The organism is Streptomyces sp. NPDC093065, from assembly GCF_044754585.1.
GTDB lineage: Bacteria > Actinomycetota > Actinomycetes > Streptomycetales > Streptomycetaceae > Streptomyces.
In genome coordinates this window covers 57633-81757 of the sequence record NZ_JBIVPJ010000009.1, presented here as the reverse complement: position 1 = coordinate 81757, position 24125 = coordinate 57633, and the positions used below count along the sequence as shown (strand labels likewise).

Annotated in this window: 24 protein-coding genes and 1 tRNA gene; 10 read left to right on the top strand and 15 right to left on the bottom strand. The window is 71.6% G+C overall.

Translation table 11 applies throughout. The features are described 5' to 3' along the window. The first annotated feature begins 77 nt into the window (after positions 1-77). The 3 genes from ACIQFU_RS17700 to ACIQFU_RS17690 all read left to right on the top strand — a co-directional run bounded on the left by ACIQFU_RS17700 (position 78) and on the right by ACIQFU_RS17690 (position 3524). Positions 78-1802, top strand: a complete 1725-nt coding sequence (locus ACIQFU_RS17700) for an alkaline phosphatase D family protein (RefSeq protein WP_402552476.1) — start codon at positions 78-80, stop codon at positions 1800-1802. A gap of 318 nt (positions 1803-2120) precedes the next feature. Then, complete coding sequence (locus ACIQFU_RS17695; RefSeq protein WP_402552474.1) at positions 2121-2585, top strand: DoxX family protein; 465 nt, start codon at positions 2121-2123, stop codon at positions 2583-2585. Positions 2586-2849: 264 nt separating this feature from the next. Then, positions 2850-3524, top strand: coding sequence for a DedA family protein (locus ACIQFU_RS17690; protein ID WP_402552472.1), 675 nt, complete (start codon positions 2850-2852; stop codon positions 3522-3524). Between the two features lie 147 nt (positions 3525-3671). Here the strand turns inward: ACIQFU_RS17690 and ACIQFU_RS17685 are convergent, their stop codons facing one another. Together ACIQFU_RS17685 and ACIQFU_RS17680 are read right to left on the bottom strand one after the other, a co-directional pair. Then, entirely contained in the window at positions 3672-3905 is a 234-nt protein-coding gene (locus ACIQFU_RS17685; RefSeq protein ID WP_402552471.1) for a DUF2277 domain-containing protein, read from the bottom strand. Positions 3906-3909: 4 nt separating this feature from the next. Then, the gene (locus ACIQFU_RS17680) at positions 3910-4443 is read right to left on the bottom strand and encodes a GNAT family N-acetyltransferase (RefSeq protein WP_402552470.1); all 534 of its coding nucleotides are present in this window, start codon (positions 4441-4443) and stop codon (positions 3910-3912) included. 115 nt (positions 4444-4558) lie between these two features. On the opposite strand from ACIQFU_RS17680, the gene ACIQFU_RS17675 reads away from it, so the two are divergent. After that, entirely contained in the window at positions 4559-4900 is a 342-nt protein-coding gene (locus tag ACIQFU_RS17675) for a hypothetical protein (RefSeq protein WP_402552468.1), read from the top strand. A gap of 51 nt (positions 4901-4951) precedes the next feature. Here the strand turns inward: ACIQFU_RS17675 and ACIQFU_RS17670 are convergent, their stop codons facing one another. The 3 genes from ACIQFU_RS17670 to ACIQFU_RS17660 form a co-directional block, all read right to left on the bottom strand. Continuing rightward, a complete protein-coding gene (locus ACIQFU_RS17670) occupies positions 4952-5656 on the bottom strand; it encodes a DUF305 domain-containing protein (protein ID WP_402552467.1) in 705 nt (234 codons plus the stop codon). A gap of 86 nt (positions 5657-5742) precedes the next feature. Beyond that, complete coding sequence (locus ACIQFU_RS17665) at positions 5743-6150, bottom strand: DUF6153 family protein (protein WP_402552465.1); 408 nt, start codon at positions 6148-6150, stop codon at positions 5743-5745. Between the two features lie 91 nt (positions 6151-6241). Beyond that, positions 6242-6316: transfer RNA gene (locus ACIQFU_RS17660), tRNA-Val, on the bottom strand. A gap of 227 nt (positions 6317-6543) precedes the next feature. Between ACIQFU_RS17660 and ACIQFU_RS17655 the strand changes: the two genes are divergently transcribed. The 4 genes from ACIQFU_RS17655 to ACIQFU_RS17640 all read left to right on the top strand — a co-directional run bounded on the left by ACIQFU_RS17655 (position 6544) and on the right by ACIQFU_RS17640 (position 10004). After that, positions 6544-7314 carry a DUF4097 family beta strand repeat-containing protein gene (locus tag ACIQFU_RS17655; protein WP_402552464.1) on the top strand — a complete coding sequence of 257 codons (771 nt, stop codon included), beginning with the start codon at positions 6544-6546 and terminating at the stop codon, positions 7312-7314. 74 nt (positions 7315-7388) lie between these two features. After that, the gene (locus ACIQFU_RS17650; protein WP_402552462.1) at positions 7389-8792 is read left to right on the top strand and encodes a hypothetical protein; all 1404 of its coding nucleotides are present in this window, start codon (positions 7389-7391) and stop codon (positions 8790-8792) included. A 53-nt stretch (positions 8793-8845) separates the two neighbouring features. Beyond that, the gene (locus ACIQFU_RS17645) at positions 8846-9067 is read left to right on the top strand and encodes a zinc ribbon domain-containing protein (protein ID WP_228954827.1); all 222 of its coding nucleotides are present in this window, start codon (positions 8846-8848) and stop codon (positions 9065-9067) included. Positions 9068-9173: 106 nt separating this feature from the next. Beyond that, positions 9174-10004, top strand: a complete 831-nt coding sequence (locus ACIQFU_RS17640; RefSeq protein WP_402552460.1) for a DedA family protein — start codon at positions 9174-9176, stop codon at positions 10002-10004. Here ACIQFU_RS17640 and ACIQFU_RS17635 read toward each other — a convergent pair. The 3 genes from ACIQFU_RS17635 to ACIQFU_RS17625 form a co-directional block, all read right to left on the bottom strand. Continuing rightward, positions 9922-10734, bottom strand: a complete 813-nt coding sequence (locus ACIQFU_RS17635; RefSeq protein WP_402552458.1) for an HAD family hydrolase — start codon at positions 10732-10734, stop codon at positions 9922-9924. The two genes, ACIQFU_RS17640 and ACIQFU_RS17635, sit on opposite strands and share 83 nt — an antisense overlap. Then, a complete protein-coding gene (locus ACIQFU_RS17630) occupies positions 10734-13304 on the bottom strand; it encodes a phosphoribosyltransferase (protein ID WP_402552799.1) in 2571 nt (856 codons plus the stop codon). Before ACIQFU_RS17630 ends, ACIQFU_RS17635 begins: the two co-directional genes overlap by 1 nt. Before the next feature lie 94 nt (positions 13305-13398). Beyond that, a complete protein-coding gene (locus ACIQFU_RS17625; protein WP_402552456.1) occupies positions 13399-14565 on the bottom strand; it encodes an HpcH/HpaI aldolase/citrate lyase family protein in 1167 nt (388 codons plus the stop codon). A 206-nt stretch (positions 14566-14771) separates the two neighbouring features. On the opposite strand from ACIQFU_RS17625, the gene ACIQFU_RS17620 reads away from it, so the two are divergent. Next, positions 14772-15728 (top strand): TerD family protein, encoded by a 957-nt coding sequence (locus ACIQFU_RS17620; RefSeq protein ID WP_402552455.1) that lies wholly within the window; start codon positions 14772-14774, stop codon positions 15726-15728. Positions 15729-15779: 51 nt separating this feature from the next. Here ACIQFU_RS17620 and ACIQFU_RS17615 read toward each other — a convergent pair whose 3' ends face one another. The 6 genes from ACIQFU_RS17615 to ACIQFU_RS17590 all read right to left on the bottom strand — a co-directional run bounded on the left by ACIQFU_RS17615 (position 15780) and on the right by ACIQFU_RS17590 (position 20398). Beyond that, a complete protein-coding gene (locus tag ACIQFU_RS17615; protein ID WP_402552453.1) occupies positions 15780-16517 on the bottom strand; it encodes a Tellurium resistance in 738 nt (245 codons plus the stop codon). Positions 16518-16668: 151 nt separating this feature from the next. Further along, entirely contained in the window at positions 16669-17811 is a 1143-nt protein-coding gene (locus ACIQFU_RS17610; protein ID WP_402552451.1) for a DUF475 domain-containing protein, read from the bottom strand. A 77-nt stretch (positions 17812-17888) separates the two neighbouring features. After that, complete coding sequence (locus tag ACIQFU_RS17605; RefSeq protein WP_402552450.1) at positions 17889-18464, bottom strand: TerD family protein; 576 nt, start codon at positions 18462-18464, stop codon at positions 17889-17891. A 137-nt stretch (positions 18465-18601) separates the two neighbouring features. Further along, the gene (locus ACIQFU_RS17600) at positions 18602-19177 is read right to left on the bottom strand and encodes a calcium homeostasis/redox stress adaptation protein (RefSeq protein WP_402552448.1); all 576 of its coding nucleotides are present in this window, start codon (positions 19175-19177) and stop codon (positions 18602-18604) included. A 165-nt stretch (positions 19178-19342) separates the two neighbouring features. Then, the gene (locus ACIQFU_RS17595) at positions 19343-19801 is read right to left on the bottom strand and encodes a peroxiredoxin (RefSeq protein WP_402552446.1); all 459 of its coding nucleotides are present in this window, start codon (positions 19799-19801) and stop codon (positions 19343-19345) included. Positions 19802-19960: 159 nt separating this feature from the next. Further along, a complete protein-coding gene (locus tag ACIQFU_RS17590; protein ID WP_007449195.1) occupies positions 19961-20398 on the bottom strand; it encodes a DUF3052 domain-containing protein in 438 nt (145 codons plus the stop codon). A 399-nt stretch (positions 20399-20797) separates the two neighbouring features. Here ACIQFU_RS17590 and aceE point away from each other — a divergent pair, with 399 nt between their 5' ends. Further along, complete coding sequence (aceE, locus tag ACIQFU_RS17585; protein ID WP_402552444.1) at positions 20798-23554, top strand: pyruvate dehydrogenase (acetyl-transferring), homodimeric type; 2757 nt, start codon at positions 20798-20800, stop codon at positions 23552-23554. 74 nt (positions 23555-23628) lie between these two features. Here aceE and ACIQFU_RS17580 read toward each other — a convergent pair whose 3' ends face one another. Next, positions 23629-23937, bottom strand: a complete 309-nt coding sequence (locus ACIQFU_RS17580; protein ID WP_402552798.1) for a small hydrophobic protein — start codon at positions 23935-23937, stop codon at positions 23629-23631. Between the last annotated feature and the right edge of the window lie 188 nt (positions 23938-24125).

The window sequence follows — 24125 nt, the reverse complement described above, 5'->3', positions numbered from 1 at the left end:
GCATTCGTTGCGCACGGAACCTCCCCGCCGGCCTCCGTCGTTCCGTACCGTACGGGGCGACGGAGGAGAGGATCATCATGGCGGGACTGCGCCTTGGCCCACTGCTGAGGTACGCCGACGGTTCGTGCGCGACCGTCTGGGTCGAGACGAGCACCCCCTGCACGGCCGAGGTGCGCTGCGCCGACGGCGCCCGGGGAACGGCCCGCACCTTCGGGATCGCGGGCCACCACTACGCCCTGGTCCCGGTCGGCGGCCTGACTGCCGGTACGGCGACGGAGTACGAGGTGCTCCTCGACGGCGCGAGCGTGTGGCCGCCGCCCGACTCCCGCTTCCCGCCCTCGGTGATCGCCACGCCCGCGGCGACCGCCACGTCCGCGGACGACGACGGCCTGCGCGTCGCCTTCGGCTCCTGCCGCTGGGCCGCGCCGCCGGCCGGCGGCAAGGACCCGGTGGGCCCCGACGCGCTGGACACCCTCTCCGCCCGCGTCGCGGCCGACCCCGGGGGTGCCCGCCCCGACGTGCTGCTCCTGCTCGGCGACCAGGTCTACGCCGACGAGGTCTCCGACGCCACGCGCCACTGGATAGCGGGCCGCCGCGACCCGGCCGAGCCTCCCGGCGAACAGGTCGCCGACTACGAGGAGTACACCCGCCTCTACTACGAATCGTGGCTCGACCCCGACGTGCGCTGGCTGCTGTCCACCGTGCCCAGCTGCATGATCTTCGACGACCACGACGTCATCGACGACTGGAACACCTCCGCTGCCTGGCTCGCCGACATGCGGGCCACCGACTGGTGGCAGGAGCGGCTGCTGAGCGGGCTGATGTCGTACTGGGTGTACCAGCAGCTGGGCAACCTCTCCCCGGACGAGCTGGCCGCCGATCCGCTCTACGCCGCCGTCCGCGAGAGCTCGGACGGCACCGACGCCCTGCGCGCGTTCGCCGCCCGGGCGGACTCCGACCCGGCCTCCGTGCGCTGGAGCTACCGGCGCGACTTCGGGCGCACCCGGCTCCTGATGGTGGACTCCCGCGCCGCCCGCGTCCTGGAGGAGGACCGCCGCACCATGCTCGACCCGGGCGAGGCCGCCTGGCTGCGCGAGCAGATCCTGGAGGGGCGCGACGAGGGCGCGTCCGCATCCGGATCCGGGGGCGGGGGCGGATTCGGGGGCGAGGAGGCGGGAGCGGGTCGTGGCGCTTACGACCACCTCCTGATCGGCACCTCCCTGCCCTGGCTGCTGCCCCACCTGGTGCACGACGTGGAGGCGTGGAACGCCGCGATGTGCGGCGGCGAGCGGGGCAAGCGCTGGGCCCGGCGCGGCGAGCGGATCCGGCGCGGTGCCGACCTGGAGCACTGGGCCGCGTTCCCCTCGTCCTTCGACGCGCTCGGCGATCTGATCGCCGAGGCCGGTACGGGGCCGGGGGCGCCCGCGACGGTGAGCGTGCTGTCGGGCGACGTCCACCACGCCTACGTGGCCGAGCCGTCGTGGCCGGGGCGGGTGCCCGACGCACGGGTGGCACAGCTGACCTGCTCCCCCGTCCACAACTCCGTGCCGCTCTCCATCCGCCTCGGATTCCGCTTCGGCTGGAGCGCTCCGGCACGTGCGCTCGGGCGGCGCATCGCCCGGCACGGACGCTGCGCGCGACCGACGGTGAGCTGGCGCAGGACCGGTGGCCCCTGGTTCGGCAACCAGATCATGACCCTGACCCTGCGCGGACGGTCGGCGCGGCTGCGCCTGGAACAGGCCCGGGCGAACCGCGACGGCACGCACGTACTGCGGACGATCACGGACCGGGAGCTGGCTTAGCCGCTCCGGAGCGGGCCGTCGCGGGCGACGCGGGTGCGGCGCGGGTGCGGCGCGGGCGCGGGACGGGCATGAGGCGGCGGCTCGGGCGTGCGACGGACGGGGCGAGGGTATGAATTGAGTCACGTCGGCAGGCCGCGCCGCGGGTGTGGGAGCGCTCCCACCTGCCTCGGGGGCAATGACATGCAGGTGACCGCACGTCAGGCTATGGCGAAATGTTGAACTTGCAAGTACTCGTTAGGCACACCTAACGTGGGCAGCCCACTCGGTTCCGTCCCCCACCGGCCCCACCCGGCCGGCCGACCGAAGGAGCAACCCCTCATGCCCGCACGCCGCCTCAACGGCGCCGATGCCCAGCCCTACGTGCTCGGCCTGTTCCGCATAGTCGTCAGCCTGCTCTTCGCCTGCCACGGCGCCGCCTCCCTGTTCGGCGTCCTCGGCGGCGCCGCGGGATCGGGCGGCACGATCGACGCGGGCACCTGGCCGGGCTGGTACGCGGCCGTGATCCAGCTGGTCGGTGGCGGCCTCGTCCTGCTGGGCCTCGGCACCCGCCCGGTGGCGGTCATCTGCTCCGGCTCCATGGCCTACGCGTACTTCAAGGTGCACCAGCCGGGCGCCCTGTGGCCGCTCGAGAACGGCGGCGAGGCGCCCGCCATGTTCTGCTGGGCCTTCCTGCTGCTCGCCTTCACCGGTTCCGGCGCCTTCGGCCTGGACCGTCTCCTCGCCCGGCGCACCTCCGAGCGCGAGGAGTCCGCTCCGGAGCGGCAGACCCCGGTCGCGGCCTGACCGGACCGCCACGGCGCGCTCCCCGCAGCCCCCCGCTTCGGCGCGGCCGTCCCGGCACAGCGGTGCCTCCCGGCACGACGTGGAGGCACCGCTGCCGTGTGCGACGGGCGGCGGGACGGCAGGGGCGCCGCAGTGCGGTGCGGGCGACGTCGGCGTGAACGTCCCGCACCGAACACCCGAGCCCCCTGTGATTCCTCTGTCACACCCCGGGCGTACGCTGTATGGCTGTCATCGGCCGCTCCTGCCGTCCCCGCGTCCTGCGGCATGGCCCGGCCCACGGGGGAGTATCGGGGAGTTGTGGTCGTGGAGAGTCTGGGAAGTATCGGGGCACTGGTCAGCAGCCCATGGATCTATGCGCTGGTGGCCGTCTCGGTGCTCCTCGACATCGTGCTGCCGGTGTTGCCGAGCGGTGTCCTGGTGATCACGGCGGCGACGGCGGCGGCCGCCGGTTCGGGAGCGGCGGCCGCCGGAGCGGTTCCGCAGGACGTCCCCGACATCCTCGTCCTGACGCTCTGCGCGGCGACCGCCTCCGTCGTCGGCGACCTGGCCGTCTACCGCCTCGCCTGGCGCGGCGGGGCACGACTGGACCGCGCGATCGCCCGTTCCCGACGGCTGACCACCGCGCAGGAACGTCTCGGCGGTGCGCTGGCCCGCGGCGGCGGCGCCCTCGTCGTCCTGGCCCGCTTCGCCCCGGCCGGCCGCTCGGTCGTCTCGCTCGTCGCCGGCACGGCCCATCGCCGGATCCGCGAGTTCCTCCCCTGGTCGGCCCTGGCGGGGCTGGCCTGGGCCGCCTACAGCGTCGCCCTCGGCTACTTCGGCGGCCAGTGGCTGGGCGCGAGCTGGCTGGCGACGGGGGTGTCGCTGGTTGCGCTGTTCGGCGCGGGAGCGGGCGCGGCGTACCTGATGCGCCGCCAGCCCCGGACGACCGAGGCCTCGTGACGGCGGGCTCCGCGGCGAGCCCCGCTACAGGTCAGGGCCTTTGTGGCGGCAAGGTCCCCCGGCCGTACCCGCAGCGGCACAGGTCCCGCGGCGACACCCGCACGGCACGGGTCGTCCGTAGCGACGGGTTCCGCGTGCGGCGCGGGGTCAGGAGGCCCGGCGCGTGCCGGCGCCTCCTCTGATCTCCAGGCCGGCCAGCAGTTCGGCCGTGGCCTCCGCGACGGCCTCGACGGCGTGCTCGAAGACCTCCCGGTTGTGCGCGGCGGGCGCGCGGAACCCGGAGACCTTGCGGACGTACTGAAGGGCCGCGGCCCTGATCTCGTCCTCGGTGGCCTCCTCGGCCAGCACCGGCGGGCGCAGGGTCTTGATGCTGCGGCACATGACGTCAGTCCTCCCTCTCCAGGTCCACGCGCCAGTCGTTCGACCTGATCCAGTGGCCCTTCGGATACTCGAAGTCGGCCTGCCCGCGCAGCGTGAAACCGGCACCCCGGCAGACCGCGTTGGACGCGGCGTGGTCGACACTCGGGAACGCGTGCAGATACCGGTGGGACCCGGCCGCGCGGGCCGCCTCCCGTACGGCGCGGGCCGCCCGCACGGCCAGCCCGCGCCCCTGGAACTCCGGCAGCACGCCCCACCCGGTCTCCCAGACCTCGGTGTCCTGCCAGGTCCGCGGCCAGAACCCGACGGAGCCGACAGTCTCGCCGCCGTCCGCCAGGGTCACCCGGTACATCCGCCCCGGCGCCTGCTCCGCATATCGCCGGTGCCGGACCAGGAGCTGCTCCTCGCTCTCCGGGCCGCCCAGGTGTGCGGTCATCACCGGGCTGTTGAGCCTGCGCAGCAGCCACAGGTCCCCCTCCGCCCAGGGGACCAGGCTCACCCGCTCCCCGCCCGCTCCGGTCCGCTCGTCCACGTCGTCCATGTCTTTCACGGTAGGGCAGGGGTCTGACAGTCGGCCCGGGCCGCGGCGCCACCCTTTCGCGTGAACCACTGAAGGGAACGCGCGCCTCAAAATCGAACAGGCGTATCATTGAGATGTGGCTACGACCTATGATTTCCCCAGTGACCTCCTCGCCGGTCAGGAGGAACTGCATCAGGTCCGGGCCGAGCTGTCGGCCCTGCTGAAGAGACTTCCCTGGTCCGTGGAACCGCTCGACGGATTCAGCGACGACAACGGCTGGCGCAAGGTCGAGCGCCCCGCCTCACCCGGCTGGTCCGCGGACGAACAGGCCGAGGTCGAGAAGCTCCGGCAGCGCGAGCGCGAGCTGGCCGTGTTCGTCAGCACCCATCGCTACTGGTCGGAGATGACCGGCCCCGACCAGGTGAGCGCCCGGTCGGCACTGAAACGCGCCCACGAGGCCCCGCCCGGGGACGCCTGAGGAGCGTCACCCGGGCAGGGCACGTGGGTCGGGCCGGGGGCCGGCGGAGACTCAGTCCTTGCCGAGGAGCCTGTTCATCTCGGTGATCTCGGCGTTCTGGGCGGTGACGATGTCGTCGGCCAGGGCCTTGGCCGGGGCGTGGCGCCCCTCGGCCTTCTCCGTGCCGGCCATCTCGACGGCGCCCTCGTGGTGCTCGACCATCATGGTCAGGAACATCGTGTCGAACGCCCGGCCCGAAGCCTCCGCCAGCTTCGCCATGTCCTCGCCGTCCATCATCCCGGGCATGTCCGAGTGCGCCGAGTGGTCCATGCCGGGCATCGACTCCATCGTCCCCGTGGCGGCCGACGACGTCATCGGCTCCGGCACTTCCTCGCCCCAGGCCGTCAGCCAGCCGGTCATGGTCGCGATCTCCGGGTCCTGTGCCTTCTCGATGCGTGCGGCGAGGTCCTCGACCTCTGCCGACGCCGACCGGTCGGCGGCCAGCCGTGCCATCTCCAGCGCCTGCCGGTGGTGCGGGATCATGCCCTGTGCGAAGGCGACGTCCTGGGCGTTGTGCGCGTTCTCGCCCGCCTCGGCGCTCGCGGACGCGGAGCCGTGCGGGCCCTCGTGCCCGCTGCCGCTGCCGCTGCCACCGTCGCCGTCGCCTCCGCAGGCGGCGAGGACGAACGCGGCGGTGGCCGTCGCCGCCACCACGGCGGCGCGGCGCGTACGGATACGGAAGCTGGTCCTGCTGATCCTGCTGATCCTGCTGGTCATGCGTGAACTCCTGCTGTGAGGGGGGGATGGACATGCCGGTACGCCGCGCCGCGCTCGGACGGCGCGGGTGCGGGGGGGGGCGGTGTCTATATCCGCAGGAGCTGGAGTTCGGCGAGGGAGGGCGGCGCCCGCGCACCGTCCGGAGCGTCGACCGCGTGCGTACGTACGATCCCGTCGCACACCGCGACGGGGACCGGGTCGGGCACGGGCGCCGGCAGCACCGGTCCGTCGCCCACCGCGCCGGACGCGCACACCGCGTCGGCGTGCCGGAGATGTCCGCCGCAGGAGCCGTCGTTCCGCGGGCAGCCCGCGTGCGCCTCGCCCGCGGCCATCGGTGCCGCCGACGCGTGCGGGTGTCCGGCGGAGGGCTCGGGGAGGCCGCCGCCGGGTGCCAGCCCGTGCATGCCGAGGAGTCCGGCGAACAGCCCGAGCACGCATACGGCCTGCCACCACCGCGCGGGCGGTCGCCGGCCGTGCTGCTCGGGGCTTCTCACGGACCTCATCCTAGGGAGGCCGGGAACGACCGCACGCGTAAGGCCCCCGGAAGAACTCCGGGGGCCTGCGCGCCGACGACGGCGCCGGTCCTGGTGGGCGCGGACGGTTTCGAACCGCCGACATCCTGCTTGTAAGGCAGGCGCTCTACCCCTGAGCTACGCACCCAGGACGAGTCGACAGCCTACATGGCCCGGGGCGCTGCCCGGCAAACGCGTTCGCGCCGTGCTCGGGCCCACGGCCGGGGGTTAACCCCACCCCCGATCCGGTAGCGGCCCGGATCCCGGCGGGGGTCCGTGGTCCGTACGGTCGAAGAGCCTCGCCGGGAGGTGCGTCCGCCACCGCGGTGGACCCCGGGCGCGGCACCTCGTCGTCCGTTCCAGGGGGAGACCGTCATGCCCGCCCGTACCGTTCCCGTCCGCGTGTTCGCCGCCGTCGGTGCCGTCTCCGTGCTCGTCGCGGGACTGAGCGCCTGCGCCTCCGCCTCGGACGACAAGGACCCCGAGCACCGGTCGTTCGACCTGCCGGGCCGCACGCTCACCGTCGATTCCGACGACTCCGCCCTGGAACTCGTCGCCTCGGACGACCACGCGTCCGGGAAGATCGAGGTCACCCGGTGGTTCTCCGGGTCGGTCGCCGTCGGTTCGGAGCCCAAGGCGACCTGGAAGATGGACGGGGACCGGCTGGTGCTGCGGATGCACTGCTCCGGCGTGGTCGCCGACTGCGCGGCCAAGCACCGCATCGAGGTGCCGCACGGCGTCGCCGTCAAGGTGAAGGACGGGGACGGCAGCGTGCGGGCGAGCGGGTTCGAGGACGCGTTGAACATCCGCACCGGCGACGGCTCCGTGCACGTCACCGACTCCTCCGGACCGCTGGAGCTGCGCACCGACGACGGCTCCGTACGTGCCGCGGTCTCCTCCCGCCGGGTCAGGGCGCACACCGGCGACGGCTCGGTCCGGCTGGACCTCGGCACCGTGCCGGACCGGGTGGAGTCCCGCACCGGCGACGGCTCCGTGACGATCTCGCTGCCGCGGGCCGCCTACCAGGTGACGACGGACACCGGGGACGGCGCGGTCGACGTGTCCGTGCCCACGGACGGCACCAGCGCGCACGTGGTCGACGCCCGGTCCGGTGACGGCAAAATCACGGTCCGAACCGCGAACTGACCGGCCCGTGTGTTCGTCCTCATCGGGTGGGAGAATGAACAACCCGGGCAGGACGGACGACACGGGAGAGGGATGTGACGGCGACACCATCGCAGCCGAACTCGCCGATGGTGGTGCGCGCCCAGCGCCTGCCGCACCGCTCCCGCCGCCGGGCGCCCGGACCGGTCCGTGACGCGATCACCCTGATGGGCCTGCCCCTGCTCGCCGTGATCGCGCTGCCCGCCGCGTTCGCCGGGGGCGGTACCCGGCGCTGGTTCGGCGGGCGGGCCGAGAGCCAGCGGGCCGAGGCCCAGACCGCGAAGGACGACGCGGCCGCCGCCTTCTACGAGCTGGACACCGCCCAGCGGGACCTGCGGATCTCCATAGAGACGATCGCGGCCGTCGACTCCTCCCCCGCCGCCCGGCGCGCGGTCACCGACTTCGAGGCCCTGGGCCGGCGCATCGACGAGGCCAGCCACCAGTACATCGATGCCGTCGACGCCCATGACCTGGACCGGGACGACCTGGAGGCGTCGGCCGCCGCCCGCGCCCGCACCGAACTGACCGCCGCCAGGACCGAGCTGGGCCGGGTCAAGCAGGAACTGGACCGCTTCGCCGAGGGCCTCGGCCCGCTCCTCGGCAAGGCCGAGACCCAGCTGGCCCGGCTGGCGCCCGCCGTGGAGCGCGCCCGGCAGGCCCTCCTCGCCGCGTCCAACGCCCTGGACTCCGCACGCGGGTCCGGTCTGAAGGCGGACGACCTGGCCACCCGCCTGGCCACCCTCGGCCCTGAACTGACCCGCCTCAACCAGGGCGCGGGACAGCACGGAGTGCCCCAGACCCTGGAGCGCGCCGAGCGTGTCACCCGGGAGGCCGAGGCGGTCCGCGCCGAGGCGGAACGGCTGCCCGAGCGCGCCGCCGAGATCGGCCACCGCCTGGTCTCCCTGCGTACCCGGGCCCAGGCCCTGACCACCCGCACCGGACAGGTCGAGCCGGTGCTCAGCGAGCTGCGGCGCCGTTTCACCGCCGCCTGCTGGCAGGACCTCCAGCACGTGCCGGACCAGGCCGCCGAATCCGTCCGGCAGGCCGAGCGGAAACTGTCCGAGGCGCAGACCGCCCGCGACGAACAGCGCTGGCCCGACGCCACCGCCCTGTTGTCGACGGTACGAGCGCTGCTGAACTCGACCGACGAGGCCGTCTCGGCGGCCGGCGACCGGCTGCGGCAGCTGAACGCCGTGCAGAAGGACCCGCAGCAGGAGATCGAACGCACCCGCTTCGCCATCCGCGACGCCCAGCGCCTGGCCATGGCCGGTCGCAACACCCCCGAGCCCCGCCACGCACGCCCCCTGGACGACGCCGTGGCCCGGCTGGAGCGGGCGGTCACCACGCTGGAGGGCCGGCACCCCGACTACTGGCACTTCCTGACGGAGACGGAAGCGGTCCGACAGACCGTGGCCCAGGTGGTCACCCAGATCCGCGAGGACCGCGGAGCCGGTCACTGACCGCCCGGGACGACCGGGGGCCGTCGGCCGGCCGTGCCGGTTAACCTGTGCGCATGCCTCGCTACGAGTACCGCTGCCGCAGCTGCGGCGACACCTTCGAACTGAGCCGTCCGATGGCCGAGTCCTCCGCTCCCGCCGCCTGTCCGGCCGGTCACGACGACACCGTGAAGCTGCTGTCGACGGTCGCGGTCGGCGGCTCGGCCTCCGCGTCCGCGCCGGCACCGTCCTCGGGTGGTGGCGGCGGAGGCTGCTGCGGCGGGGGCTGCTGCGGCTGAGGTCCCCTCCCTGCGGTAGACCGCAACTCACGCCCGCGGTGCACCGCATTCGGTCATGTGGGTTTCCTCAGGGTCCCTTCAGCCGCGATTTTCTAGCGTGGTCGTCATGACAGCCATCGCAGCGCGGCCGGCCGAGGACAGCGGCGCGGCCCCGCAGTGGATCAACGACCTCATGGACGCCCTCGGCGCACCCGGCGCCGGTCTCGCCATCGCTCTGGAGAATCTCTTTCCTCCGCTGCCGAGCGAGGTGATCCTGCCGCTCGCCGGGTTCGCCGCGAGCTCCGGCCGGATGAGCCTGATCGCCGTCCTGCTGTGGACGACCGCGGGTTCGGTGATCGGCGCGCTCGCCCTGTACGGCGTCGGCGCCCTGCTCGGCCGGGACCGCACGGTGGCGATGGCGGGGAGGCTGCCGCTGGTGAAGGTGTCCGACGTGGAGAAGACGGAGGCGTGGTTCCTCAGGCACGGGACGAAGGCCGTGTTCTTCGGCCGGATGATCCCCGTTTTCCGCAGCCTGATCTCCGTCCCGGCGGGTGTCGGGCGGATGCGGCTTCCCGTCTTCCTCGCCCTGACCACGCTGGGCAGCGCGATCTGGAACACCGTGTTCGTCCTCGCCGGCTACGCGCTGGGGGACAACTGGTCCGAGGTCTCGGGCATCGCCTCCACGTACTCGAAGGTGATCCTCGCGGCGGCCGCCCTGGCGCTGCTGGTCTTCGCCGGCATGCGTCTGCTGCGGCCGGGCGCCGGCCGGCGCCGGCGGGGCCACGGGGGCGACGGACGGCAGGGCATACGGCCGCCGGCCGACGACGACGACCGCCCCGGCACCGGGGACGGTACCGGGGGCCCGGACGGCGGGTTCAGCGAGCCGGGCTCACCCCACGCAGGAACTCGCGGAGGATCCGCTCACCGGCCAGGACGCCGCGCTCGGGCAAGGCACTGATCGTCGGAGCCGTCCACCCGGAGTCGGCCAGTTCGCCGTGGCCCGGGCGCCAGCCCCGGTCGGCGGCGAGCAGCAGGTCGGCGTCGAGGAGCGAGTCGCCCGCGGCGAGGGTGAGTTCGGTTCCGGTGCGGCGGGCGACCTCGTGCACGGCGGCGCTCTTGGTGAGCGGCTTGGGGACCGCGTAGATCTTGCGGCCCTGGAGGGACACGGTCCAGCCGCGGTTCTCGGCCCACACGGCGAGTTCCTTCACCCAGTCCTGGGGCAGCAGGTCGCGTTCGACCACCAGGTAGGCGAAGAGGTCCTCGGCGACCCGGTGCTTGCGCACCCACAGCGGGTCGGCGGTGCTCGTCAGGTGGTCGCGGACCTCGGCCAGGGAGGCGCATTCGTCGGCCAGCCGCGCGGTCACCCGGGCGTGCCAGCCGGGGTCGGAGACGCCGTCCACCAGCAGGTGGCCGCCGTTGGCGCAGATCGCGTACTTCGGCGCGGGACCGGGGAGGTTGATCCGCTGGTACTGCTTGCGGGTCCGGGTGGTGGCCGGCACGAAGACCGCCGTGTCACCGAGGTCGGTCAGCAGCCGGGCGGCCGTCTCGGTCATGTAGGACAGGGGTCTGCTCTCGTAGACCTCCACGCACAGCAGGCGGGGTGCCCTCAGGTCGGGCATGGTCAGTCCGAGGGCGGCCGCGGAGTAGATGAGGGTGCGGTCCAGGTCGCTGGCGACGAGCACCGCCATCAGAGCGTCACCGCCCTGCCGTCGGCGCCGGTGGCGCCCCGCGTGTACTGGGGGTGGATCAGGCCGACGCAGGTGTAGGGAAGGCCGTCGACCTCCTCCACGGGTACGCCCCGCTGCTCGGCCAGCAGGCGGACGTGGTCCAGGTCGGCGCCGGCACCCGCTCGGGCCAGCACCTTCCAGGGGACCCGGCGCAGCATCACCCGCGTGGTCTCGCCGACGCCGGGCTTGACGAGGTTCACGTCGTGGATGCCGTACTCCTCGCTGATGCGCTCGACGGCGGCCCAGCCCTCCCAGGTGGGGGTTCGGTCGGTGGAGAGGAGGTCCTTGACCTGGGTGCCGACCGTTTCCGTGACGTCCGGGAAGTGGGCGGAGACGGCGTCGAGGAAGGCCGGTGACAGGTCGGCGCCGGCGAGTTCGCGGTAGAACTTCGCGCCGTGGAAGTCGTGCGGGCCGACCAGGTCGGAGCGGAGCACGGTGCGGGAGACGAGGCCGGAGACGGTCGAGTTGAGGCAGGCCGAGGGGATGAGGAAGTCGTCCCGGGTGCCGTAGGTGCGTACGCAGGAGCCGGGGTCGGCCAGTACGGCGATCTCCGGGTCGAAGCCGGTGACGCCGTCGGAGGCCTCGAAGTCGCGAAGGGCGGCGGCCAGTTCGCGGGTGATGGCGCCCTTGCCGGTCCAGCCGTCGACGAAGACGACGTCGGCGGGGTCGTGGTGGCCGGCCAGCCAGCGCAGGGCGTTGGCGTCGATGCCCCGCCCCCGCACGATCGACACCGCGTAGTGAGGGAGGTCGAGACCGTGCCGGAACCGCGCCCAACGGCGCATCAGGACGCCGACGGGGGTGCCCGCCCGGGCCAGGGAGACCAGCACGGGGCGGGGCGACCGCTCCGCGAGCACCGTCTCGGTGACGGCGCCGACGGCGCGCGCCAGCCGGGCGGCGGACGTCTTGAGCGCCGCGTGGAAGAGCTCCTGGTACTGCTCGCTGGGCTGGTACTCCACGGGCAGCGACTCGGCGTAGTGCGCGCCGCCGCTCTGGATCGCCTCTTCGCGCTCTTCGGTCGGCGCCTCCAGCGTCACGTCCGAGAGGTCCTGGAGCAGCCACCCGACCTCGTCGGGCGCGTACGAGGAGAATGCGGGGCCGCGCAGCGGCTCGGGCAGCATGGAGGGCCTTTCCGGGGTGTGCGGTGCGGGCGGGACGCCGGGGGCGTACGACGGGACGACCGCGAGCAGGACGTGGGGGGCGTGGGCGGCGAGCCGGGCGGCCAGCCCGTCCGGGGCGTGCAGCGCGGGGGTGTCGGCCGCCGAGTCGACGACGGCGACGACGGCGTCGAAACCGGCGCCCGCGACGTTGTAGGCGTAGCGCTCGCCGGGGCCGTCGGCCGGGTCGTCGTGCGCGGGGAAGACCAGGCGGGTGCGTATGGCGTAGCCGGGGTCGTCGACGGCGAGGACGGGAGAGCGGGTGGTGGTGGAGTAGCGCACGGCGACGTCGTCGCCGACGGTCTGCTCCAGTGCGTGGGCCAGGCGGAGGGGGGCGTACATGAGCTCCTCGAAGCCGAGGACGAGCACGCGTCGGGCGCCGGCGGGCAGCGCCCCGGCGATTTGGGCGGCCATGGCGGGGAGGGCGGCTTCGAGGCGGACCCGGTCGGCGGGGGTGAAGCCGTGCCGGCCACCGTCGGGAAGACCGGCGGGCCAGCGCAGGTCCACGGGGGTGGCGTGGGGGTGGGTGCGGTGGTCGGGTGCGGGGCCGACAACGCCCTCCAGGGGCGCGGGGAACTGCGCGACCGGCCACGACGGCGCCGCGGACGACGGACCACCGGCCTGCGCGCTCTCCGCCTCGTACCGCGTCACCAGGGCCTGCCCCTTCTCCAGCACCCCGTCCGGCAGCCGCACCGTCCCCGAGGCCGCCGCTACGAGATCCACCCGCGCGCCGATCTCCCGCGCGAACTCCTCGAGGCGCCCCGCGTCCGCCGCCGACCGCATGTCCACCAGGGCGACCACCACGTACCGCCCCCGGGGATACCGCTCGTGGAGATCGCGCACGGTGTTCAGCACCGTGTTCCCCGTGGAGAACTCGTCGTCGACGAGGACCAGCGGCCCGTCCCCGGCCAGCAGTGCGGGGTCCTCGGGCAGCAGGAGGTGGGAGGTCGCGTGCGAGTGGGACTCCTCGAAGCCGCCGGCGCGGGCGACCCCGGCGACCGTGCGGCGGGTGGAGTGCAGGTAGGGCGCGGGGCCCAGGCCGTCGGCGACACAGTGGCCGAGTCCGGTGGCGGTCTCCGCGTAGCCGAGGACGACCGCGCGTTCGGCGGCCTCGGCGCCGAGCAGTTCGCGGACGCGCCGGCCGAGGGCGACGCCGTGGCCGTACACGACGGAGGGCGACTGGGGGACGTGTTTGCCGAGCACGTTGGAGACGAGCAGGTGCGCCCGCTTGGGGTTGCGGCGCAGGGCGAGCCCCAGCAGGCCGGTCAGCGCCTCGTCGCCGGCGAGTTCAACGCCGAGCCGCTCGGCGACCCAGCTGCCGGACCAGACCCCGACGGGCTCTTCGGCGTGCCCCTCGGCGCGCGCCCTCTCGGTCATGTACTCGTGCCTCCCGTTGTCCGCCGCGGCCTGTGCCCCGGCGTCGGTCATGGATTCGTCGTGCTCGGCGTCCGGCGTCCCTGCCGCCCCGCGTTCAGTCGGACAGGCCGGCGGCGAGCAGTTCCACGAAGCCGACGTCCTCGTTCGCCACCCCGAAGACCTCGGCGCGCAGCAGGGTCCGTTCGGCCCAGGCGCGGTGGGGCTTCACCTCGTTCATCTTGTTCGTGTAGGCCGACCTCATCACGCCTCCGCCGCATCGTTCGGGCCGCAGGATGTCCTGGGCGTCGCTGAACTCCTCGTGGCTGACCACGGACAGGGCGTGGACGGGGAGCACGTGCGAGGGGTGGATGCAGGTCTTGCCCAGCAGGCCGTTGGCCCGGTCCAGGGAGATCTCGCGCAGCAGGCCGTCCATCGAGTGCTCGATGAGCTTCTGGCGCAGTTCCACGGCCTGTCCCTCCAGGAACGGGCTCTGCCGCAGTTGCGGTTTGAACATGCGTTCCTGTACGCGGAAGTACTCCCACACGGGTCCGGTCACCGTGAAGCCGGTGCCGTCGGCGCGGGCGAGCATGTTCACCACGTCGGCGATCACGGAGGCGACGATCTGGACGTCGTAGGCCGTCATGTCGGGGCCCCGGCGCAGCCCGTAGGAGGAGCAGAAGTCGGTCACGCCGAGCCGCAGGGCGAGCACGCGGTCCCGGTACTTGTCGACCGCGCGGAAGATTCCCTCCAGCGTCTGCACCCGGGTCTCCCGGTACAGCAGGTCGGGGGACTCGAGCACGGGCATGGCGAAGAGCCTTCGGCCGCTGGTGGCCTCGGCGGCGGCGAGTGCCTCCAGGAACGGCATGCCGCGTTCCTCGGTGAACTTCGGCAGTACGAATCCGGACAGCAGCCGTACGGCGGGGCCCAGGCGCCGCACGAGGTCGGGTATCTGCTCGGGGGTGCGGACCCGGACGAACAGGAGGGGGACGTCGATGTCGGAACGTTCCGCCAGGTCCGTGAGCCGGCGGACGAGGTTCGCCTCGCCCGCGGGTACGTCGGCGTCGTCGATCGAGTCCTCCAGGCACAGCACCATCGACACCAGCCCGCGCGCGCTCTGCTTCAGGATGTCGTCGGCGAGGCTCGGCCGGGTGGCCGGGCTGTAGAGCGTGGCGCCCAGGGCCGCGGACAGCAGCCGGGCCGGGGAGTCCGCCGTGAAGAAGCAGGGCTCCTGATGAAAGAGACGCTTCCGCACATCAGGGGCTATCTGTCCGAAATGATGCATTTAAACTCCCCCGTGGTGTCTGGGCAACCTGTGAATCGCCGAAGGCGGCCGGTAATAGTACGTACGTATCCATGTCGGAGGTTCCCACCGGGCATGAATTCCAGGTAACCCGGCCGTGTCGGCGGCGACGAGCCGGGGCGGGCGAACACGATCCGAGTACCCGCCCCGCGTTGTCGTGACCAGGACCGAGAGGGCAGGATGACGGCATGACGCACGCGATGCTGAAGGGGTCGAACGTCCCGCTGCAAGCCACCACGGTACGCGCCATGCTGCGCTGGACTCCCGGGCAGGGGGTCCCCGACGTCGACGCCTCCGCACTCCTGCTGGGGGCGGACGGCCGTGTGCGTTCCGACGAGGACTTCGTCTTCTACAACCAGCCCCGGCACCCCTCCGGCCAGGTCTGGCGGCTCGGCAAGAAGCGGGTCGCCGAGGGCCTGACCGACACGATCCAGACGGACCTCTCCGGCGTCGAGGCCTCCGTGGGCCGGATCCTGCTGGTCGCCTCGGCGGACGGCGTCGCCTTCGACCGGGTCGCGTCGCTGCGCATCCTGCTGTACGACGCCGCGGCCGCCGACGCGGAACCGCTGGCGTACTTCGACGTCAAGCCGGAGACGGGCCAGGAGACGGCGTTGATCTGCGGCGAGCTGTACCGGCGCGGGGAGATGTGGAAGTTCCGGGCGCTGGGCGAGGGCTACTCGAACGGGCTCAAGGGCCTGGCGACCGACTTCGGCATCTCGGTGGACGAGTCGGAGGGGGCGGACGACCCCATGTCGGCCCCTCGGCCCGAAGCGTTCCCGACGGCCCCCGCCCCGTCCACGCCGTCCCGGTCCACGCCCGACCGGCCCACGCCCGCGCAGTCCGGCTCGGCCCAGCCCATGCCCACTGCGCCTGCGGTCGGCCCCGACCACCCGACGGCCGTGCAGCCCCTCCCCGCGGCCTCGCGGCCGCTGCCGCCCGAGCAGCCCTCCGGCGTACCGGCGCAGCCCGCCTACGGCTATCCCCAGCCGCCCGCCGCCGGGCCCGGGTACGGGTATCCGCAGGCGCCGGCGGCGGCCGGGGTCACCGGGGCGCAGTCCGGCTACGGCTATCCGCAGCCGGTGACCGGGGCCCCCGATCCGGACTTCCGGCTGCCTCCGCAGGGACCGCAGTTCGTCGGCCGGTAGCCGCCGCGGACCGTACCCGGCCGTGGCGGCCCCGGCGCCCGGGGCCGGGGCTCAGCGCTCCGCCTTGCTCTTGTGCCCCCGGCCCCATTGCAGGCCCCACCCGTACAGCCGGTCCAGTTCGCCCTGGAAGCCGTACACGAACTTCACCTCGCGGCGGACGATGATCTCGTCCTTGACGTTCTCGATCATCACCACGGCGCACGACCGGGCCTGCGGATGGCGCTCGTCGAGGCCTATCTCGATGCGGGGGCCGTTGCTCGGGTAGAGCGTGACGATGGCGTGCGTCCGGTCGAAGGCGGGGGTCTGGTCGTAGATGTAGGCGAAGAGCAACAGCCGCTTGATGGCGTCCCGGTGGTCGAGGTTGATGTAGAGCGTCTCGCCGGAGGCCGAGCCGAAGCGGTCGTCGCCGCTGAGTTTGACGTAGGGCGGGGCGTTGACGTCGCCCATGAAACCGCCGAGCGGCTGGACCACCCCGCGGGTGCCGTCCTTGAGTTCGTAGAGGCAGCCGAGGTCGAGGTCGACGTTGACCATGCTCTGACTGTGGCCGACGACCTCTGGAGGCTTCAGCGCCTTGAAGGGATGGCGCAGCAGGCTCTCCCGCTGGACGCCCGAGATGTCGGAGGTCCGCATCCGCCAGGAGAGGTTGACGCGGAGATTGCCGGTCGCCGCGCCCTGCTTGGTCAGGGAGACCTGGCTGTGCCGTTTGGTCAGCTGGATGGAGTTGGTGGCCGCGCTGCCCGAGTCGAACTCGGACTTGCGGCCGCCCCACAGTCCGTCCAAGAAGCCCATTCCCGCCCCACCTTCGCGTCACCGCCGACGGGGCGGCCCCGAGGAGTCGTCCTCGACGGCCGCCCCGCTCAGAGCGTTCCTCGTCCGGGCCGGGTTCACACCAGGGGCACGGGGGCACCGGGAGCGCACCACGGCCCGGGGGCCGAGGTTGTCACACCCCGGAGGGGACCTCCGCCTTCTCCTGGTCGCCGTCTCCCCCGGCCGCCGCCAGTGCGCGGTTGCGGCGCACCGAGGACCAGAAGGACCAGGCGATGAGGATGACGCCGACGAGGCCGGTGATGATCTCGTGGATCTGGTACTGGATGGTGACCAGCAGGATGACGGACAGGGCGCCGATGGCGTAGTGGGCACCGTGCTCCAGGTAGACGTAGTCGTCGAGGGTGCCCTGGCGGACCAGGTAGACCGTGAGGGACCGGACGTACATGGCGCCGATGCCGAGGCCCAGCGCCATCAGGACGATGTCGTTGGTGATGGCGAAGGCGCCGATGACGCCGTCGAAGGAGAACGACGCGTCCAGGACCTCCAGGTAGAGGAACATGAAGAACGCGGCCTTGCCCGCCAGCTTAACGGCCGACCTGGGCTTTCCGGCGCGTTCGGCCGCCTCTTCCTCCTCGTGCTCGCGTTCCTCCTCCTCTTCGAGTTTGTCCTCGAAGTATCCGGACAGGCCACCGACGATCATGTAGGTGATCAGACCGGCGATGCCCGCGAGCAGGACGGTTTCCGCCTTGTCGGCATGGGCACCGCCGTGCTGGTGGGCGTGGGCGCCGAAGGTGATGGCGGAGACGAGGAGCACGACCAGGGCGATGCAGACCGACAGCATGTCGACCTTGCCGAGCTTCGCGAGCGGGCGCTCAAGCCAGGCCAGCCACTTGATGTCCCGGTCCTCGAAGATGAAGTCAAGGAAGATCATCAGAAGGAACATGCCACCGAAGGCGGCGATCGACGGATGCGCGTCCGTCACCAGCTCCTGATAGCGGTCCTTGTCGGTGAGCGCGAGGTCGACGGCCTCGATCGGTCCGAGCTGGGCGCTGATCGCCACGATCACGACCGGGAACACCAGGCGCATGCCGAACACGGCGATGAGGATGCCGACGGTGAGGAAGATCTTCTGCCAGAAGGCATTCATCTTCTTCAGGATCCCGGCGTTGACCACCGCGTTGTCGAAGGACAGCGAGATCTCCAGGACGGAGAGGATCGCCACGATGCCGAAGGCGGTCCACCCCCCGTAGAAGACCGCCGCGACCAGGCCGAGCGCGGTGACCGCGAACGACCAGCCGAAGGTTTTCAGAAGCACTGGCTACCCAATCGTGTGTTGGGGGTACCTCCCAGACGAAGTCTGGGGGGAGGGGCTCCCCCGCGCCGTACTCGGCTTTACGAAACGTTGACTCCGAAGTCTAGAGCGATGCCGCGAAGCCCCGACGCGTACCCCTGCCCCACTGCACGGAACTTCCACTCCCCCTGGTAGCGGTAGAGCTCGCCGAAGATCATCGCGGTCTCGGTGGAGGCGTCTTCGCTGAGGTCGTAGCGGGCCAGCTCCTGGCCGTCGGCCTGGTTGACGACCCGGATGAAGGCGTTGCTGACCTGGCCGAAGGCCTGGCCGCGCTCGTCGGCCAGGTGGATCGAGACCGGAAAGACGATCTTGTCGCAGTGGGCGGGCACCTTGGAGAGGTCGACCAGCAGCGACTCGTCGTCGCCCTCGCCCTCACCGGTGAGGTTGTCGCCGGTGTGCTCGATCGAGCCGTCCGGGCTCTTGAGCTGGTTGTAGAAGACGAACCACTCGTCGCCGAGCACCCGGCCGCCGCTGCACACGAGTGCGCTCGCGTCGAGGTCGAAGGGTGCTCCGGTGGTGGAACGCGCGTCCCAGCCGAGTCCGACCAGTACCTGCGTGAGGTTCGGTGCGGCCTTGGACAGGGAGACGTTGCCGCCCTTGGCAAGCGTGACGCCCATGGTGATGGTCCCTCCCCGGGTGATGGTTCTTGGGTTTCCTGCGCGTCCGGCGCCGCACGTAAACCGTGCGGCGCCGGACGTGTCGAGACCGTGGCCTCGCCGGACGATCGAGGCGGTCGTCCCGGCCGTTCGGTCACTCAGACGTTCACGCCGAAGTCCTGGGCGATGCCGCGCAGACCCGAGGCGTAGCCCTGGCCGATGGCGCGGAACTTCCACTCCGCCCCGTGCCGGTACAGCTCGCCGAAGACCATGGCGGTCTCCGTGGAGGCGTCCTCGCTCAGGTCGTAGCGGGCGATCTCGGCCTCGCCGGCCTGGTTGACGACGCGGATGAACGCGTTGCGGACCTGGCCGAAGGACTGCTGGCGGTTCTCGGCGTCGTAGATCGAGACCGGGAAGACGATCTTCTCGATGTCGGCGGGGACAGTGGCGAGGTTGATCTTGATCTGCTCGTCGTCGCCCTCGCCCTCACCGGTGAGGTTGTCGCCGGTGTGCTCGACCGAGCCGTCCGGGCTCTTCAGGTTGTTGAAGAAGATGAAGTGCGCGTCGCTGGCGACCTTGCCGCCGCTGTTCAGCAGCAGCGCGCTGGCGTCCAGGTCGAAGTCGGTGCCGGTCGTGGTGCGGATGTCCCACCCCAGACCGACGATGACCGCGGTCAGGCCGGGGGCCTCCTTGGTCAGCGATACGTTGCCGCCCTTGCTGAGGCTGACTCCCACGAGTCCTCCATTGGTGTCCAGGGGCGGGGTGCCCCGTAGTGCGTGGATATCGGATCAACGAGTCGATCCTAGTGACGGGTTCCCGCCCCCCGTAGTCCCCGGAGCCGACAAATCACGTGGTGTCGGCACTCGGGGCCGGCCCTCGGCGCCGGCGGCGGGCGCCGGTCACAGGGTGTCGAGCGCCTTCACGTACTCGGTCAGGTCACGGGCGTCCGGCAGACCGTTGACCACGGTCCAGCGCACGACGCCCTCCTGGTCGATGATGAAGGTGCCGCGGACGGCGCAGCCCTTGTCCTCGTCGAAGACGCCGTAGGCGCGCGAGACGTTGCCGTGCGGCCAGAAGTCGGAGAGCAGCGGGTACTCCAGGCCCTCCTGCTCGGCGAAGACGCGCAGGGTGTGGATGGAGTCGTTGGAGACGGCGAGCACCTGGGTGTCCCGGTCGGAGAACTGCGGCAGGTTGTCGCGCACCTCGCACAGCTCGCCCGTGCACACACCGGTGAAGGCGAAGGGGTAGAAGAGCAGCACGACGTTCTTCCGGCCGCGGAACTCGGACAGCCGGACGGTGGCGCCGTGGTTGTCCTTGAGTTCGAAGTCGGGGGCCTTGTCGCCGACCTGGATCGTCATGTCCCGTTCGTCCCTTCCGTCGAGAGATCTCCGCAGGAAGACCTCTTCAGATGCTTCGCTGGAAACACCCTACGCAGGGACGGTCGCGGCCCCGCGGACGGGCCGACAGCGCTCGGCTGCCGGTCCGTCCGGGGTCCGGTTCGTCGCGGAGCCGGACGGCTACCGCTTGGACTTGGCGGCCTTGGGCGTAGCCAGCCGGCTGCCGCTCCAGTCCTTTCCGACGCTGACGCTCTTGGACGCCGTCAGTCCGGCGGTCGTGGAGGCCTCCGAGATGTCACTGGCCTCGACGTACCCGTCACGGCCGGTCTTCGGCGTGAGAAGGAGGATCGACCCGCCCTCTTCGATGTACGTGGTGGCATCCACCAGCGCATCCGTCAGGTCGCCGTCGTCGTCACGGAACCACAGCACGACGGCATCGGCCACGTCCTCGTAGTCCTCGTCCACCAGCTCGCCCTCGACGGCGCCCTCGATGGCCTCGCGGAGCTCCTGGTCGACGTCGTCGTCGTAGCCGATCTCCTGGACCACCTGCCCGGGCTGGAAACCCAGCCTGGCGGCAGGGTTCGTCCGCTCCTCCGCGTGGTCCGCGGTCGCGCTCACGGGTTGCCTCCTGATCATGTTTCGGTAGATGTCTTCAGCCACGCGCGTGCGCGAGGCTTGGCCGTAGTCCACACGGGCGGGACGGATCGCGCAAGTACCCGGCGTCTGGGACCGCCGAAACGGTGACGATCCCGGCCGTGTCGCCGCAACTCCAGCCATGCCGTCCAGCCCGAAGGTGACATACACCACACCTATCTGCCCCGTTTGCGCATTTGGGAACCATGTGTGGGTACGAGACTCGAATGAACGTGCCCCCGATCCTCACGGGAGAACCGGTTACCCCACGGTACAGATGACGATTGCCCCCGCGAGGTACACGATGGGGATCCGGCGGGGGAATCGGCGCAGACACCCGGGAAGAAACCCGGAAAAACGGCCCTCTGACAGCGAAGGAACAGCGTGGCTTCCGCATCCGATCGCAGTGATCGCAGTCCGATCATCATTGGCGGCCTTCCGAGTCAGGTTCCTGACTTCGACCCCGAGGAGACCCAGGAGTGGCTCGACTCCCTCGACGCCGCCGTCGACGAGCGCGGCCGGGAGCGGGCCCGCTATCTGATGCTGCGGCTGATCGAGCGGGCCCGCGAGAAGCGCGTGGCCGTGCCCGAGATGCGCAGCACGGACTACGTCAACACCATCCCGACCAAGAGCGAGCCGTTCTTCCCCGGCAACGAGGAGATCGAACGCAAGATCCTCAACGCCACCCGGTGGAACGCGGCGGTGATGGTCTCGCGCGCGCAGCGGCCCGGTATCGGCGTCGGCGGTCACATCGCGACCTTCGCCTCCTCCGCTTCCCTGTACGACGTGGGCTTCAACCACTTCTTCCGGGGCAAGGACGAGGGCGACGGCGGTGACCAGGTCTTCTTCCAGGGGCACGCCTCCCCCGGCATCTACGCCCGCGCGTACCTGCTCGACCGGCTGAGCGAGCAGCACCTGGACGGCTTCCGCCAGGAGAAGTCCAAGGCGCCGTACATGCTGTCGTCGTACCCGCATCCGCGCTCGATGCCGGACTTCTGGGAGTTCCCCACGGTCTCCATGGGGCTCGGCCCCATCGGTGCGATCTTCCAGGCGCGGATGAACCGCTACATGCACGCGCGCGGGATCACGGACACCTCCAAGTCGCACGTGTGGGCCTTCCTCGGCGACGGCGAGATGGACGAGCCGGAGTCGCTGGGCCAGCTCTCCATCGCCGCCCGCGAGGGCCTGGACAACCTGACCTTCGTGGTCAACTGCAACCTCCAGCGCCTGGACGGCCCGGTGCGCGGCAACGGCAAGATCATCCAGGAGCTGGAGTCGGTCTTCCGGGGCGCCGGCTGGAACGTGATCAAGCTGGTGTGGGACCGCACCTGGGACCCGCTGCTCGCCCAGGACCGCGACGGCGTGCTGGTCAACCGCATGAACACGACCCCGGACGGACAGTTCCAGACGTACGCCACCGAGTCCGGCGCCTACATCCGCGACCACTTCTTCGGCGACGACCACCGGTTGCGCGCGATGGTCGAGAACATGACCGACGACCAGATCCTGCACCTGGGGCGCGGCGGCCACGACCACCGCAAGATCTACGCGGCGTACAAGGCGGCGCTCGAGCACAAGGGTCAGCCGACGGTCATCCTCGCGAAGACGATCAAGGGCTGGACGCTGGGCCCGAACTTCGAGGGCCGCAACGCCACGCACCAGATGAAGAAGCTGACGGTCGACGACCTCAAGCGCTTCCGCGACCGGCTGCACCTGCCGATCTCCGACAAGGAGCTGGAGTCCGGCGCGCCGCCGTACTACCACCCGGGCCGGGACACCGAGGAGATGCAGTACATGCACGACCGGCGCCTCGGCTGCGGCGGGTACGTGCCGACCCGGGTCGTCCGGTCGAAGCCGCTCTCACTGCCGGACGACAAGACGTACGCGACCGTGAAGAAGGGGTCGGGTCAGCAGTCCATCGCGACGACGATGGCCTTTGTGCGACTGCTGAAGGACCTCATGCGGGACAAGGAGATCGGCAAGCGCTTCGTGCTGATCGCGCCGGACGAGTACCGCACGTTCGGCATGGACTCCTTCTTCCCGAGTGCGAAGATCTACAACCCGCTCGGGCAGCAGTACGAGTCCGTGGACCGCGACCTGCTGCTCGCCTACAAGGAGGCGCCGAACGGGCAGATGCTGCACGACGGCATCTCCGAGGCGGGCTGCACGGCCTCGCTGATCGCGGCGGGCTCGGCGTACGCCACCCACGGCGAGCCGCTCATCCCGGTCTACGTCTTCTACTCGATGTTCGGTTTCCAGCGCACCGGCGACCAGTTCTGGCAGATGGGCGACCAGTTGGCGCGCGGTTTCGTACTGGGCGCGACCGCGGGGCGTACGACGCTGACCGGTGAGGGGCTCCAGCACGCGGACGGCCACTCGCAGCTGCTGGCCTCGACCAACCCGGCGTGCGTGGCGTACGACCCCGCCTTCGGGTTCGAGATCGCGCACATCGTCAAGGACGGGCTGCGCCGCATGTACGGCGGGGACGAGCAGCATCCGCACGGCGAGGACGTCTTCTACTACCTCACCGTCTACAACGAGCCCATCCGGCACCCGGCCGAGCCCGAGAACGTGGACGTCGAGGGCATCCTCAAGGGCGTCTACCGCTTCAGCGAGGGCACGGGCGGCGCCGTCCCGGCGCAGATCATGGCGTCCGGCGTCGCCGTGCCGTGGGCCGTGGAGGCGCAGCGGATCCTCGCCGAGGAGTGGAACGTGCGTGCCGACGTCTGGTCGGCGACCTCCTGGAACGAGCTGCGGCGCGAGGCCGTGGCCTGCGAGGAGCACAACCTGCTGCATCCCGAGGAGGAGCAGCAGGTGCCGTACGTGACGCGGAAGCTGGCGGGCGCGCAGGGGCCGTTCGTGGCGGTGTCCGACTGGATGCGGTCGGTGCCGGACCAGATCGCGCGGTGGGTGCCGGGGACGTACCAGTCGCTGGGCGCGGACGGGTTCGGCTTCGCGGACACGCGGGGGGCGGCGCGGCGGTTCTTCCACATCGACGCGGAGTCGGTCGTGGTCGGCGTGCTGAGCGAGCTGGCGCGGGAGGGCAAGGTCGACCGGTCGGTGCTGAAGCAGGCGATCGACCGGTACCGGCTGCTCGACGTGACCGCGGCGGACCCGGGGGCGGCCGGCGGGGACGCGTAGACCGCACGTGGCTCACCCCCGTCCGTAACGGGCGGGGGTGGGAACGTCCGGGCGGGGGTGACGCCGCGCCGCGGCTAGAACATGCCGTAGCCCGGGGTCGTCGCTCCCACGAGCCAGACCAGTGCCAGAAGCGTGTCTATGGCTCCCAGGACCAGGGCGACCACGGCCGGTACCGGACGGGAACCCGCCCAGCTGCGGCCCATGGCGAGCCAGCCGCAGACGATCGCGACGGGGCCGAGCACGATCCCCAGCACGAAGAAGCCGGCGACCGCACAGACGACTCCGGCGATCGCGAGCGTCGCGCGATCCGGCCCGGTCCGTGACCACGTCCGGCCACGTGAGCGGGGGTGCCTGCGCGATCCCTGTCCGAAACTGGCCATCATCAACTCCCTGAACTCCTTGTGGAGTTCGGGTACCCCCGTGCGGCGTGTCATGCCTGCTTCGAACGTGCTGCCTGCGCGCCGCCCCCCTCCGGCAGCGCGCCGCAGCCTCATGCCCTCCGTGCCCTGCGGAGGACGTGACCCACTGTGACCTGCGAGGTCCGGCGGAAGGGAGGGTTCCCGGCCCCTGT

Excerpts from the sequence above, each read along its gene's own strand:
- ACIQFU_RS17700 (WP_402552476.1), top strand. The coding sequence starts at position 78 with ATGGCGGGACTGCGCCTTGGCCCACTGCTGAGGTACGCCGACGGTTCG.
- ACIQFU_RS17695 (WP_402552474.1), top strand. The coding sequence starts at position 2,121 with ATGCCCGCACGCCGCCTCAACGGCGCCGATGCCCAGCCCTACGTGCTC.
- ACIQFU_RS17690 (WP_402552472.1), top strand. The coding sequence starts at position 2,850 with ATGGCCCGGCCCACGGGGGAGTATCGGGGAGTTGTGGTCGTGGAGAGT.
- ACIQFU_RS17685 (WP_402552471.1), bottom strand. The coding sequence starts at position 3,905 with ATGTGCCGCAGCATCAAGACCCTGCGCCCGCCGGTGCTGGCCGAGGAG.
- ACIQFU_RS17680 (WP_402552470.1), bottom strand. The coding sequence starts at position 4,443 with ATGGACGACGTGGACGAGCGGACCGGAGCGGGCGGGGAGCGGGTGAGC.
- ACIQFU_RS17670 (WP_402552467.1), bottom strand. The coding sequence starts at position 5,656 with ATGACCAGCAGGATCAGCAGGATCAGCAGGACCAGCTTCCGTATCCGT.
- ACIQFU_RS17655 (WP_402552464.1), top strand. The coding sequence starts at position 6,544 with ATGCCCGCCCGTACCGTTCCCGTCCGCGTGTTCGCCGCCGTCGGTGCC.
- ACIQFU_RS17645 (WP_228954827.1), top strand. The coding sequence starts at position 8,846 with ATGCCTCGCTACGAGTACCGCTGCCGCAGCTGCGGCGACACCTTCGAA.
- ACIQFU_RS17640 (WP_402552460.1), top strand. The coding sequence starts at position 9,174 with ATGACAGCCATCGCAGCGCGGCCGGCCGAGGACAGCGGCGCGGCCCCG.
- ACIQFU_RS17635 (WP_402552458.1), bottom strand. The coding sequence starts at position 10,734 with ATGGCGGTGCTCGTCGCCAGCGACCTGGACCGCACCCTCATCTACTCC.
- ACIQFU_RS17630 (WP_402552799.1), bottom strand. The coding sequence starts at position 13,304 with ATGACCGAGAGGGCGCGCGCCGAGGGGCACGCCGAAGAGCCCGTCGGG.
- ACIQFU_RS17625 (WP_402552456.1), bottom strand. The coding sequence starts at position 14,565 with ATGCATCATTTCGGACAGATAGCCCCTGATGTGCGGAAGCGTCTCTTT.
- ACIQFU_RS17620 (WP_402552455.1), top strand. The coding sequence starts at position 14,772 with ATGACGCACGCGATGCTGAAGGGGTCGAACGTCCCGCTGCAAGCCACC.
- ACIQFU_RS17615 (WP_402552453.1), bottom strand. The coding sequence starts at position 16,517 with ATGGGCTTCTTGGACGGACTGTGGGGCGGCCGCAAGTCCGAGTTCGAC.
- ACIQFU_RS17605 (WP_402552450.1), bottom strand. The coding sequence starts at position 18,464 with ATGGGCGTCACGCTTGCCAAGGGCGGCAACGTCTCCCTGTCCAAGGCC.
- ACIQFU_RS17595 (WP_402552446.1), bottom strand. The coding sequence starts at position 19,801 with ATGACGATCCAGGTCGGCGACAAGGCCCCCGACTTCGAACTCAAGGAC.
- ACIQFU_RS17580 (WP_402552798.1), bottom strand. The coding sequence starts at position 23,937 with ATGATGGCCAGTTTCGGACAGGGATCGCGCAGGCACCCCCGCTCACGT.